General features: G+C 46.3%; 13 protein-coding genes. All 13 read right to left on the minus strand.

Going from position 1 to position 12,235, the window contains the following annotated elements; translation table 11 throughout:
* Nucleotides 1–22: 22 nt before the first annotated feature.
* The 13 genes from ACWJJ4_RS15735 to rimP all read right to left on the minus strand — a co-directional run bounded on the left by ACWJJ4_RS15735 (nt 23) and on the right by rimP (nt 12,113).
* The gene (locus tag ACWJJ4_RS15735; RefSeq protein ID WP_003154178.1) at nt 23–1,258 is read right to left on the minus strand and encodes a M16 family metallopeptidase; all 1,236 of its coding nucleotides are present in this window, start codon (nt 1,256–1,258) and stop codon (nt 23–25) included.
* Between the two features lie 39 nt (nt 1,259–1,297).
* Nucleotides 1,298–2,257, minus strand: a complete 960-nt coding sequence (locus tag ACWJJ4_RS15740; RefSeq protein WP_003154180.1) for a polysaccharide deacetylase family protein — start codon at nt 2,255–2,257, stop codon at nt 1,298–1,300.
* A gap of 112 nt (nt 2,258–2,369) precedes the next feature.
* Nucleotides 2,370–4,493, minus strand: a complete 2,124-nt coding sequence (gene pnp / locus ACWJJ4_RS15745) for a polyribonucleotide nucleotidyltransferase (RefSeq protein WP_172614695.1) — start codon at nt 4,491–4,493, stop codon at nt 2,370–2,372.
* 174 nt (nt 4,494–4,667) lie between these two features.
* Complete coding sequence (gene rpsO / locus ACWJJ4_RS15750; protein ID WP_003154182.1) at nt 4,668–4,937, minus strand: 30S ribosomal protein S15; 270 nt, start codon at nt 4,935–4,937, stop codon at nt 4,668–4,670.
* A 165-nt stretch (nt 4,938–5,102) separates the two neighbouring features.
* Entirely contained in the window at nt 5,103–6,044 is a 942-nt protein-coding gene (ribF, locus tag ACWJJ4_RS15755; RefSeq protein WP_007611467.1) for a bifunctional riboflavin kinase/FAD synthetase, read from the minus strand.
* A 19-nt stretch (nt 6,045–6,063) separates the two neighbouring features.
* Complete coding sequence (gene truB / locus ACWJJ4_RS15760) at nt 6,064–6,993, minus strand: tRNA pseudouridine(55) synthase TruB (RefSeq protein WP_069013689.1); 930 nt, start codon at nt 6,991–6,993, stop codon at nt 6,064–6,066.
* Nucleotides 6,994–7,076: 83 nt separating this feature from the next.
* Nucleotides 7,077–7,430: a 30S ribosome-binding factor RbfA gene (rbfA, locus tag ACWJJ4_RS15765; protein WP_003154185.1), complete on the minus strand. Its 354-nt coding sequence runs from the start codon at nt 7,428–7,430 to the stop codon at nt 7,077–7,079.
* Nucleotides 7,431–7,446: 16 nt separating this feature from the next.
* A complete protein-coding gene (locus ACWJJ4_RS15770) occupies nt 7,447–7,725 on the minus strand; it encodes a DUF503 domain-containing protein (RefSeq protein WP_003154188.1) in 279 nt (92 codons plus the stop codon).
* Entirely contained in the window at nt 7,722–9,869 is a 2,148-nt protein-coding gene (infB, locus tag ACWJJ4_RS15775; RefSeq protein WP_015388229.1) for a translation initiation factor IF-2, read from the minus strand. The genes ACWJJ4_RS15770 and infB overlap by 4 nt, the downstream gene beginning before the upstream one ends.
* A 19-nt stretch (nt 9,870–9,888) precedes the next feature.
* Nucleotides 9,889–10,191: a YlxQ family RNA-binding protein gene (locus tag ACWJJ4_RS15780; RefSeq protein WP_003154192.1), complete on the minus strand. Its 303-nt coding sequence runs from the start codon at nt 10,189–10,191 to the stop codon at nt 9,889–9,891.
* Between the two features lies 1 nt (nt 10,192).
* Nucleotides 10,193–10,468, minus strand: coding sequence for a glucose-induced regulator RulR (gene rulR / locus ACWJJ4_RS15785; protein WP_003154193.1), 276 nt, complete (start codon nt 10,466–10,468; stop codon nt 10,193–10,195).
* Between the two features lie 13 nt (nt 10,469–10,481).
* Nucleotides 10,482–11,603, minus strand: a complete 1,122-nt coding sequence (gene nusA / locus ACWJJ4_RS15790) for a transcription termination factor NusA (protein WP_003154195.1) — start codon at nt 11,601–11,603, stop codon at nt 10,482–10,484.
* Nucleotides 11,604–11,642: 39 nt separating this feature from the next.
* The gene (gene rimP, locus ACWJJ4_RS15795; protein ID WP_003154197.1) at nt 11,643–12,113 is read right to left on the minus strand and encodes a ribosome maturation factor RimP; all 471 of its coding nucleotides are present in this window, start codon (nt 12,111–12,113) and stop codon (nt 11,643–11,645) included.
* Nucleotides 12,114–12,235: the final 122 nt, after the last annotated feature.

Here is a 12,235-nt window from a genome sequence, read left to right on the forward strand (position 1 = left end):
CAGAGGCAGACTGCTTTGCAGCTTAAGACGAGGCCGGTATATTGCCGGTCGGGCTGATGAGCGATAGTGCGTAATCATCCGTAAATAAGCGGCGGCTGAGACCGTTGACGCTTTCCAGGCTGACCGCATTTAATTCAGCGATAATTTCATCCATGGTCTTATGCTTTCCGAGCAGGAGTTCGTTTTTCCCGTTCCGGCTCATTTTGCTGTTTGTGCTTTCTAAGCTGAGCATTAAGCTCCCCTTCATTTGCTCTTTGCTGTTTTCCAGCTCTTTCGGAGTGATACCGTCACGTTTTAGAACCGATAACGTTTCCTGAATGGTTTCAGACAGAAGTCCGAGCTGATTCGCGCCGGTGCCTCCGTAAATCGTCAGCATACCGCTGTCTTCATAGGAACTGTGATAGCTGTATACAGAATAGGCCAGTCCTTTATCTTCGCGCACATCCTGAAAAAGACGGCTGCTCATGCTTCCGCCAAGCACGTTGTTTAAGACGATCAAATCGTAAATGTCCGGATCTCCGACTTTCAGGCCTTTGAAACCGAGACAGAGATGCGCCTGTTCGGTGTCTTTTTTTCTGGTCAGCTTTTCATAATGAAACTCAGGCTCGCTGATGCCGCTTGCTTTGCCCTTCGCTTCGTATGTACCGAACCATTTCTCCACGTCTTTAATGAATTGTTCCGTTACATTTCCGGCGACAGAAATGACGACGCGGTCCGGCGTGTAAAAGTCATCCATATGCTGTCTGAGAGAATCGCCGTTAAACGATGAAAGCGTTTCCTCCGTCCCGAGAATCGGGTATCCGAGCGAATGATTGCCGTATGTCGCTTTGCTCAGCAGATCGTGGACAATGTCATCCGGCGCGTCTTCATACATTTTGATTTCTTCATATACGACGTTCTTTTCTTTTTTGAGCTCATCTTCGTCAAAAGCAGAATGAAAGAACATATCAGCCAGCACATCAAGTGCGTAGTTTGCATGCTCATCCAGCACTTTGGCGTAATAGCACGTATATTCTTTTGAAGTGAAGGCATTCACTTGGCCGCCTATCCGATCGAAGGATTCTGCGATTTCACGTGCGGACCTGGTATTTGTTCCTTTAAAAAACATATGCTCAAGAAAGTGCGAAATACCGTTTGTCTCCGGCGTTTCATGACGTGATCCCGTCCCGATCCAGACGCCGATTGCCACAGACCGCACCGTTGGATTATTTTCAAGCACAACTCTTACACCGTTTTGGCATGTATAGCGTTTTATCAAGTCTGTTCCTCCTATTCAAAGACAGGCAACTGCCGCCTGCTACTTCATCAGCCTGTTTTCATCCATTAAGTCAGACACTGAGCCGAGCGCGTAGCCTTTTTCTTTGATTTTTGCAATCAGTGTATCCAGGCTTTTCGCAGTCGGATCAGTCGGATGCATTAAAATCATGGCTCCGTTATGTATTTTGCTCAACACCCTTGTTTGTAAAACAGCGGGAGACGGTTTTTGCCAGTCAATGGTGTCAACGGTCCACATGATGGTGCCCATTCCTTTTTCCGCCGCAAGGTCGACCACGGCTTTTCTGAAGCTGCCGCTTGGCGGCGCAAACCATTTCGGCTTCATGCCGAGCGTCTCGCTGATTTGTGCATTGGTTTTGTCAAGCTGTTCGGAAATGCTTCCTGAAGTCAGTTTGCTCATATCAGGGTGATTGTATGAATGATTTCCGATTTCATGTCCGTCTGCCGCTATTTTTTTCCCCAGTTCCTGATTGTTTTTCAGCCATTTCCCTTCAAGAAAGAAAGTTGCTTTGACCTGGTGCTGCTTCAGAATAGGCAGCATTTGCTCCACGTATTCATTTCCCCAGGCGACATTTATCAGGAAAGCGACCATCGGTTTGTCGGGATTTCCTTTATAAATGGGTTCGGGCGCGAGAGAATCAAGATGGACTTTCGGCTTTACCTGCTCATAGACAAGGTCGTCTTCGTGAAATTCTCCGTCCTTTTTCATTTGTTTATAGGATTTTTCCACATTGACTTTTAAACCGTTATATCCCGGTATACTCTTCCATATTTTATCAATCCGCGCGTCTTGCGGCTTCACTTCATACTCTGACGCTTTTTGCAGTAATTCTTCATAGAGCGGATCTTTTGATGCTGACACAGTTACCGCGTCTTTTTTCATTGCGTCTATGTAATCAACTGTATACGGGTTTTTTAACATTTCAAACGAAACAAAAAAAAGAAATAAAAAAACGGCAAACGGCACGAATTTTTTCAACATGTCCTTCCCCCCTCATCACACATTATGTATGAGGAGGACAAGGTAGAACCCGTCTGTTGTCTTTCTCAAAATAAAGAAGCCGGGTCTCCCAGGCTCCTTGTTAGGTTTTCATTTAAGATTGTTGTTGTTCCTGTTCTTTTTCTTTCTCTTCGCGCAGCACTGCTTTACGCGACAGATTCACTCGTCCCTGTTTGTCAATTTCAGTTACCTTCACAAGGATTTCGTCACCGATTTTCACAACATCCTCAACCTTGCCGACCCGTTCGAGCGCTAGTTCAGAGATGTGAACGAGACCGTCTTTTCCGCTGAAGATTTCAACAAAAGCGCCGAATTTCTCAATCCGTTTCACTTTACCGAGGTAAAGTTGGCCGACTTCGACTTCTCTGACAAGATCTTCGATGATTTTTTTCGCTTTTTGGTTGCTGCTTTCATCAGTAGAAGAAATAAAGATGGTGCCGTCTTGTTCAATGTCAATTTTAACACCGGTATCTTCAATGATTTTGTTGATTTGTTTACCGCTCGGTCCGATAACGTCACGGATTTTATCCGGATTAATGGTCATCGTTAAAATTTTCGGCGCATATTGAGAAAGTTCTTTTCTTGATTCACCAAGCGTGCTGAGCATGCTGTCCAAGATTTCCATTCTTCCTTTTTTCGCCTGCTGAAGCGCTTCTTCAAGAATTTCTCTTGAAAGGCCTTCAATTTTAATGTCCATTTGCAGCGCTGTCACGCCTTTTTCCGTGCCGGCTACTTTAAAGTCCATGTCACCGAGGGCGTCTTCCATTCCTTGAATATCGGTTAATACCGTATAGTACTCGCCTGATTTCACAAGTCCCATCGCGATACCTGCAACAGGGGCTTTAATCGGAACACCTGCGTCCATCATGGCAAGCGTACTTGCGCAGATGCTGGCCTGTGAAGTGGAACCGTTTGATTCAAGCACTTCAGATACGAGGCGGACCGTATACGGGAAGTCTTTTTCATTCGGAATGACCGGCTCAAGCGCACGCTCTCCAAGAGCACCGTGACCGATCTCACGGCGTCCCGGTCCGCGCATCGGGCCTGTCTCCCCTACGCTGAACTGCGGGAAGTTATAATGATGCATAAAGCGTTTTGACTCTTCCACGCCTAAACCGTCAAGAATCTGAACGTCTCCAAGGGCTCCTAATGTACATACGCTGAGCGCCTGCGTCTGTCCTCTCGTAAACAGCCCGGATCCGTGTGTTCTCGGCAGAAGGCCGACTTCTGAAGAAAGCGGGCGGATTTGATCAACGCCGCGGCCGTCCGGACGGACTTTTTCTTCTGTGATCAAACGGCGCACTTCGTTTTTCACGAGTTTAGACAGTGTCTGTTTCACTTTTTTAATCGTATCTTCATCATGCTCTTCTTCTTCGAATTTCGCGACAACTGCATTTTTCACTTCATTGATCGCGTCTTCGCGAGCATGTTTTTCGTGAACCTGAATGGCGCTGAGCAGATCCGGCTCCGCAAGGCTTTTTACTTTTGCGCTGAGCTCTTCGTCAATTTCATACAGTTCGATCTCTGTTTTCTCTTTGCCGACTGCTGCGACGATTTCTTCTTGGAATGCGATCAGGCGCTTAATTTCTTCGTGACCGAACATTATCGCCTCAAGCATGATTTCTTCAGGAACTTCATCCGCTCCGGCTTCCACCATGTTGATGGCATCTTTTGTGCCCGCAACGATGAGGTTGATATCACTTTTTTCAAGCTGGTCAACCGTCGGATTGATGACGAATTTCCCCTCAATGCGGCCTACCGTCACACCCGCGATCGGGCCTTCAAACGGGATATCGGAAACGCAAAGAGCGAGTGATGAACCGAACATTGCAGCCATTTCAGATGAGCAGTCCTGATCAACACTCATGACAATGCTGATGACCTGTACTTCGTTACGGAATCCGTCTGCGAAAAGCGGGCGGATCGGACGGTCGATCAGACGGCTGGCTAAAACGGCCTTTTCACTTGGACGGCCTTCTCTTTTAATAAAACCGCCCGGAATTTTACCTACTGCGTATAATCTTTCTTCATAGTTAACGGTAAGCGGGAAAAAATCTAGCGGTTTCGGTTCTTTTGATGCGGTTGCTGTGCTGAGCACTGCAGTATCGCCGTAGCGGACCATGACAGCGCCGTTTGCCTGTTTGGCAAGCTGGCCGGCTTCTACTGTAAGCTGTCTGCCGGCCCAATCTATGGTAAAGACATGTTTCTCTTGTCCCATTCGATTACGAGCTCCTCTCTTAATGTGTGAAATAATCAATTACTCCTATTATGAACGAAATGAATTGAACATATCAATGTCAAAGTAGTATGTAAAAGGATTTCATTGTTTTTTTATTATTATTTTTTTCGCTTTAATACGATAAAAAAGCGGGAATCCTCCCGCTTTTTACGATTATCGACGTAAGCCTAGTTTGTTAATTAACTCACGGTAACGAGTTACGTCTTTATTACGCAGATACGTAAGAAGATTACGACGTTTACCTACCATTTTAAGAAGACCGCGACGTGAGTGGTGATCTTTCTTGTGAGTACGCAAATGCTCGTTCAAGTTGTTAATTGAGTCTGTTAGGATAGCGATCTGAACTTCTGGAGAACCAGTATCAGATTCGTGTGTTTTGAACTCGCTGATGAGTTGATTTTTACGCTCTTGAGTAATTGCCATCCTGTTTCACCTCCATATCATAATTAGCCCCAGTTACCTAGCAACCGTCGGTGACTTCGGATTGCCAAGCAATGGTTTTAAGACTACGAAACATATGATACTAAAAATCGCGCCCATATGCAAATCTTTTAGAATAAAATTTGTGTACTTTTGATGTTTTTTCCGTTATTTGCTGAAAAAACGGATCGCTTCTTGTTTGTCTTTCCCGATCTGAGCCGTCAGTTCATCGATGCCGTTAAACTTCCGTTCGCTTCGGATTCGTTTGTACCACTCGATTTTAACGTCTTCTCCGTATACATCCTGTTGAAAATTAAACAAATGAACTTCAATTGACGGCTGATCGGGACGCTTTTCATAAAAGGTCGGTTTGTAGCCGATGTTGCAGACGCCTTCATACACCTCGCCTTTTATTTCGGCTTTCACTGCATACACGCCTGTCGGCGGCACGATATAGCTGTTGTGCAGGCCGACATTCGCGGTCGGAAAACCGATGGTGCGGCCTCTTTTGTCTCCGTGAATCACAGTGCCCCGGATAAAATACGGCTGGCCGAGAAGAGTGTGCGCAAGTTCAACGTCACCATCCTGCAGCGCTGACCGGATATAAGTGGAGCTGATCTTTCTGTCCTGCTCGGTCTGTTTCTCAACAGTCGTGCATCCGGCCTTGCCGTTTAAATCGTCCGGCAGCGTCTCCATCGTGCCTTTTCCGTATTTTCCGTACGTAAAATCGAAGCCTCCCACAGCGTGCCGCGCGTTCAACCCTAAAATATACTCCTCGGCAAACTGTTTTGGAGACAGAGACGCAAACGCTTCATCAAACTTTACGACATACAGCACATCAGCGCCTAAACGCCCGATCTGGCTGATTTTATCTTCAAGCGGCGTAATCAGATCCTTTGGCTCTTTGTCCCTGCCCAACACATGGGAAGGGTGGGGATGAAACGTCATAACGGCCAGCGACAGGCCTTTTTCTTCGGCAATTTGTCTGGCTGTTCCGATTACTTTCCGGTGTCCCAAATGAACGCCGTCAAAGTAGCCGAGCGCCATGACAGACGCCGGCTGCTCTTCTTTTTGTAAATGATGCGGATGAGAAATATGTATCGTCTTCACAGAACGGTCACCTTTTTTCTTATTGTTCGCTTTTTTGCATGAGCACTTTAGCCGGTTTCAGCAGTCCTTTTTTTGAAGGATGCGGCATATAAATGGCCACACATTCTCCGTCTTCAGTACAGACCGCTATACGGGCGTCAGCTGTCATTGCAGAAAATTCCGCCGGGATGTCAAACACTGACCCGTTTTCAGCTTTCTTAGCTAATGTATCACTTATGACCCATTTCGGCAAATGATTGAGCGCTCTATCGATCGGCACGGCATGCTCTGCAACCGTTCCGTCCGAAACCTGCTGTTCAAGTTCCTCAAACGTGAAACATTCATCAAGGCTGAAATCGCCGGAAGCAGTGCGGATGAGATGCGACATATGCGCAGGATAGCCGAGTTTTTCACCGATTGTCACCGCCAACGTTCTGACGTAAGTGCCTTTTGAGCACGTGACTGTAAAGCGGAATGATGCTGTGTCTTCGTTATAAGTGACAGGGGAAGTGAGCGCGATATCTTCAATCGTGATATTCCGCTTCGGCCGCTCCACTTCAATACCCGCTCTGGCGTATTCATAGAGCTTTTTCCCGTTGACCTTTACCGCGGAATACATCGGCGGCACTTGCTCCTGCGGTCCCTTCAATTCGTCTAAAACGGCTTTGATATCCGCTTCTTTCAGCGGCTCCCTGACAGGTTTTACGCTGACCGTTTCTCCCGTCTGGTCTTCGGTCGATGTGGAGAAACCGAGAGTGATCTCAGCATCGTACGTTTTTGACTTGTCGGTGACGTACTCAACGATCTTTGTAGCCCGTCCGACACAGATCGGCAGTACGCCTGACACTTCCGGATCAAGGGTTCCCGTATGCCCGACTTTCTTTGTTTTTAACAGTTTTCTTATTTTCATTACACAGTCGTGAGAAGTCATGCCGACCGGTTTATGTAAAAGGAGAACTCCGTTAACCATCTGTCTTTCGCTCCTTTGTTATCAATTGTATCCCGTAAAACGCAGAAAAGAGGACAGACGACACTCGCCCATCCTCTTTCCCGTTATTCAGACGGTTTATCTGAATGCAGTTCGTGAATCAATGTTTCAATACGATTGCCGTACTCAATTGATTCATCAAATTCAAATTCAAGCTCAGGCGTTTTGCGGAGTCTGATTCGGCTGCCGATTTCGGAACGGATAAATCCTTTCGCTTTCTCAAGCCCTTTCAGCGCCTCCTCTTTCTTTTTCTCTCCGCCGAGGACGGAGATATACACCTTCGCTATTTGTAAATCACCTGAAACACGTACGTCTGTTACAGTGAGAAATCCGATTCTCGGGTCTTTCAGCTTTCGGCTGATAATATCCCCGAGCTCTTTTTTCATCTGCTCGCCGACACGGTTTGCTCTCATACTCAATTCAATCACCTCTAAGTTAAAACCACTCTGTTCTAGTGATCGTCCGTTCTATCTCGGGAAAGGAGTCAATAAACGCGAGTACACGCTGGATCTCCTTTTCCGCCTGAACGTGAGAGGAGGAGACGACGGCGATTCCGAAGCTGGTCCGCTGCCAAGTGTCCTGATAGCCGATTTCTGCGGCCGACACGTTGAACTTATTCTGAACCCTCGTTATAATCCGCTTCAGAACGGCTCGTTTCTCCTTTAATGATCCCGCATCATAAATGATGCATTCACATTCCGCAAATCCGATCACTTTCTTTCGATTTCCTGCATGACATACGCTTCAAGGACGTCGCCTTCGCGAATGTCATTGTATTTCTTAATCGTTATACCACATTCATATCCTTGTGAAACTTCTTTCACATCATCTTTGAAGCGTTTCAGAACGTCTACTTCCCCTTCGAAGATGACCACGCCGTCACGGATCAGGCGGAGTCCGCTGTCACGTGTAATGTGGCCGTCTGTTACATATCCGCCGGCAATCGTGCCGATTTTCGACACTTTGAATGTTTGGCGCACTTCAACCTGACCGATGACTTTTTCTTCGTATTCAGGATCAAGCATACCTTTCATCGCCGCTTCAATTTCTTCGATGACTTTGTAAATGATACGGTGAAGACGGATATCTACATTTTCAGCTTCAGCCGTGCTCTTAGCATTTCCGTCTGGGCGCACATTAAACCCGATAACGATTGCATTTGAAGCAGATGCGAGAATGATGTCTGATTCCGTAATCGCACCGACGCCTGTGTGAATGATTTTCACTTTTACGCCTTCTACTTCAATTTTTTGAAGAGCGGCTGTTAACGCTTCGGCTGAACCTTGAACGTCAGCTTTTACGATTAAATTGATGTCTTTGACATCGCCTTGTTTAATTTGTTCAAACAGATCATCGAGGCTCAGCTTCGCTTTGTCGCTGCGCTGTTCTTCCAGTTGCTTGGAAGCGCGTGCTTCACCGACAGAACGGGCTGTTTTTTCATCTTTAAAGACGAGGAATTGATCGCCAGCCTGCGGTACGTCGTTTAAGCCCGTGATTTCTACAGGTGTGGACGGTCCGGCTGTTTTCACGCGGCGGCCGAGATCATTGACCATGGCCCGCACGCGGCCGAATGTATTTCCGACAACGATCGGATCTCCGACATGCAATGTTCCCGTTTGAACGAGAAGTGTCGCGACAGATCCTCTTCCTTTATCGAGCTCAGCTTCAATAACCGTTCCTTTTGCCTGACGGTTCGGATTGGCTTTCAGCTCTTCCACTTCACTGACAAGCAGAATCATTTCGACAAGCTCGTCTATTCCCTTGCCTGTAAGAGCGGACAGAGGAACGAAAATCGTTTCTCCTCCCCATGCTTCAGGAACGAGTCCGTATTCAGTCAGCTCCTGCATGACACGGTCAGGGTTCGCGCTTTCTTTATCCACTTTATTCACGGCAACGATAATCGGAACCTCAGCCGCTTTCGCATGGTTGATGGCTTCGACTGTTTGCGGCATAACGCCGTCATCAGCCGCTACGACTAAAATGGTAATATCAGTTACTTCCGCACCGCGCGCACGCATTGTTGTGAACGCCGCGTGTCCCGGAGTATCTAAGAACGTGATTTTTTTGCCGTTTTCTTCGATCTGGTACGCCCCGATATGCTGGGTGATTCCGCCGGCTTCACCTTCAACAACCTTTGTTTTTCTGATGCTGTCAAGAAGGGTCGTTTTCCCGTGGTCAACGTGGCCCATGATCGTCACGACAGGCGGACGGATTTGAAGATCTTCTTCTTTGTCAGCCTCTTCATACTTTTCAAGCTCAGTTTCTTCGAGCACAATCACTTCTTCTGTTTCCACACCGTATTCAGATGCGATCAGTTCGATTGTGTCTTTGTCAAGCTCCTGGTTAATCGTAGCCATTACGCCCAGAAGCATCAGTTTTTTAATGAGTTCAGACGGTTCTTTGCCAAGTTCTTCGGCTAAGGCCCCGACTGTTAAAGAGCCGGAAAACGTAATTTTCTCAGGAAGCTCTTTTTTCGGTTTCAGCGGTTTTTGCTGATACTGATTTTTGTTGTTATGATTGCGTTTGTTTTTGTTTTTGTTGTTGTTGTTCTTCTTGTTTTTGTTAAATTGATTATTCTGCACGTCATTCTTCTTTCCGTCTCGAATTTTGTTTGGTTGATTCCCAGCAGGCTGCTGATTAATCCCTTGCGGCTTGTTTTTGTTCGTTTCCGCAGGCTTCTGAGATGTAACGCCGGCGCCGCCTTTTTTAAATTTCGCATCAAGCTGCTTAATGGTCTTTTCTTCAAGCATTGCCATATGGTTATTTACTACTATATCCATGTTTTTCAGCGCAGTCAAAATTTCCTTGCTTGAAACATTGATGGCTTTTGCATATTCGTAAACTCTCATTTTAGCCATTCGTTCACCCCCAAAAATATTAATCGAGCAAGCTGATCAGCTTATTCGCAAAACCTTGGTCAGTGACGGCGACAACGACACGTGATTCCTTGCCGATAGAGCGGCCGAGATCCGCGCGGCTTTCGACTTTTTTATAAGGCACTTTATAATAATTGCATTTATCGGATACTTTTTTTGCAGTATTCGCAGATGCATCTTCTGTCAGCAGAACAAGTTTTGCACGCGCATTTCTAATTTCTTTTATAACCAAGTCCTCGCCCGACACGACCTTACGAGCTCGATTGGCCAGACCCAGCAAGGGAAACCATTCCATTCCAGACATGTTATTTTTTCACCTTTTCCGCCAGTTCCAGCAATTCTTCGAAAATCTGGTCATCGATTTGTGATTGAAATTGATTTTGCAATGTGTTTTTCTTTTTCGCAGCTAAGATGCATTCTTTCTCAAGGGTGATATAGGCACCCCGCCCGTTCTTCTTTCCGGTCGGATCGACTGAAATCTCTCCTTCTTTAGAACGGACAATTCGGATCAGTTCCTTTTTAGGCTTCATTTCCCCCGTTACCACGCATTTGCGCAGAGGAATTTTTTTTCGCTTATTCACCTAAAGTCACCTCTTATTCATCCGATTCGGCTGTTTCAGGCTCCATAAAGAGCGGCTCTAAATCGTCATCTTCTTCATGCTCTCTCGGATAGATGCCAAGGTCTCTTGCATCCGTTTCACTTTTGATATCGATTTTCCAGCCTGTCAATTTCGCGGCTAAGCGGGCGTTTTGCCCTCTTTTTCCGATTGCCAGAGAAAGCTGGTAATCAGGAACGATGACAGTCGTGGCTTTTTCTTCTTCGCTGACGATGACATCCAGCACTTTAGACGGGCTGAGCGCATTGGCAACAAATTCAACCGGATCATCAGACCAGTTGACGATATCAATTTTTTCGCCTTTCAGTTCATTGACGATCGCCTGCACCCGCTGGCCTTTAGGACCAACGCATGAACCGACCGGATCAACGTCAGGGTCATCAGTGCGGACGGAGATTTTAGAGCGGTCGCCCGCTTCTCTGGCAACAGATTTCAGTTCGACCGTTCCGTCATAAATTTCCGGCACTTCGATTTCAAAAAGACGCTTCAACAGGCCAGGATGCGTTCTTGATACATAGATCTGCGGCCCTTTTGTCGTTTTTTCGACTTTTGTGATAAATACTTTAATCCGATCGTGCGGTTTATAGCTCTCATTCGGCATTTGTTCATTGACGGGCAGCAGCGCTTCAATCTTGCCGAGAGACACGTAAATAAACTTGCTGTCTAAGCGCTGTACAATTCCCGTCATGATGTCTTCTTCACGATCGATAAATTCTGAGTAAATCACGCCGCGCTCAGCTTCACGGACACGCTGCGTCACCACTTGTTTCGCCGTCTGCGCAGCAATGCGGCCGAAGTCTTTCGGCGTTACTTCTATTTCAACGACATCTCCGACAAGGTAGTTCGGATGGATGTGCTGGGCGTCGTCAAGCGAGATTTCAAGTCTTGAATCGTATACCTCGTCTACGACATCCTTTCTTGCGAACACGCGGATCGTGCCCGTCTCACGGTTCAGATCGACCCGTACGTTTTGCGCCTGGTTAAAATTTCGCTTATACGCGGAAATTAAGGCAGCTTCAATTGCTTCGATGATAATGTCTTTACTGATGCCTTTTTCTTTTTCAAGAATAGTGAGAGCATCTAATAGTTCACTGCTCATGTTAGCGGTCTCCCCCCTTAAACACTAATACTTCATTCATTAAAATGTTACAGCTAATCTCGCGTTAGCTATTTTTTCATACGGAATATTGACCCGTTTCTTTCTTGTTTTGACCGTCATCTCTATTGTAACAGTTTGTCCATCAAATTCAGCCAATTTGCCTTCAAACACTTTTAAACCGTCAATCGGTTCGTACGTTTTCATGTACACATTTTTGCCCAGTGATTTTTCGAAGTCGGCTTTTTTCTTTAATGGACGCTCGGCTCCAGGAGAAGATACTTCAAGAAAGTAGTTCTGAGTGATCGGATCGGCCTCATCCAGCTTTTCGCTTAACGCTTCGCTGACTTTGGCGCACTCCTCAATATCAACACCGTTATCGGAATCAATAAACACGCGAAGGAACCAGTTTTGACCCTCTTTGACAAATTCAATGTCTACGAGTTCAAGCTGAAGGTCATCCAGTATGGGCTGAGCCATTCCTTGAACGGTATCAGTCACTTTTTTGCTCATGTTTTTCCTCCTTGTGCTGTCGATATCATATCAGCCGTTCCTCTGCATAAAAACCCTGCTTCAAAAGAGCAGGGGCATTGAGAAAACGATGGACATGTCGAGGCAAAATTGCCTGTTCAATA

This window comes from Bacillus sp. JK62, from assembly GCF_053663455.1.

Bases quoted from the DNA above. Each gene is read 5' to 3' on its own strand.
- pnp (WP_172614695.1), bottom strand. From the start codon at position 4,493: ATGGGACAAGAGAAACATGTCTTTACCATAGATTGGGCCGGCAGACAG.
- truB (WP_069013689.1), bottom strand. From the start codon at position 6,993: ATGGTTAACGGAGTTCTCCTTTTACATAAACCGGTCGGCATGACTTCT.
- ACWJJ4_RS15780 (WP_003154192.1), bottom strand. From the start codon at position 10,191: ATGTCTGGAATGGAATGGTTTCCCTTGCTGGGTCTGGCCAATCGAGCT.
- nusA (WP_003154195.1), bottom strand. From the start codon at position 11,603: ATGAGCAGTGAACTATTAGATGCTCTCACTATTCTTGAAAAAGAAAAA.
- rpsO (WP_003154182.1), bottom strand. From the start codon at position 4,937: ATGGCAATTACTCAAGAGCGTAAAAATCAACTCATCAGCGAGTTCAAA.
- infB (WP_015388229.1), bottom strand. From the start codon at position 9,869: ATGGCTAAAATGAGAGTTTACGAATATGCAAAAGCCATCAATGTTTCA.
- rimP (WP_003154197.1), bottom strand. From the start codon at position 12,113: ATGAGCAAAAAAGTGACTGATACCGTTCAAGGAATGGCTCAGCCCATA.
- ACWJJ4_RS15740 (WP_003154180.1), bottom strand. From the start codon at position 2,257: ATGTTGAAAAAATTCGTGCCGTTTGCCGTTTTTTTATTTCTTTTTTTT.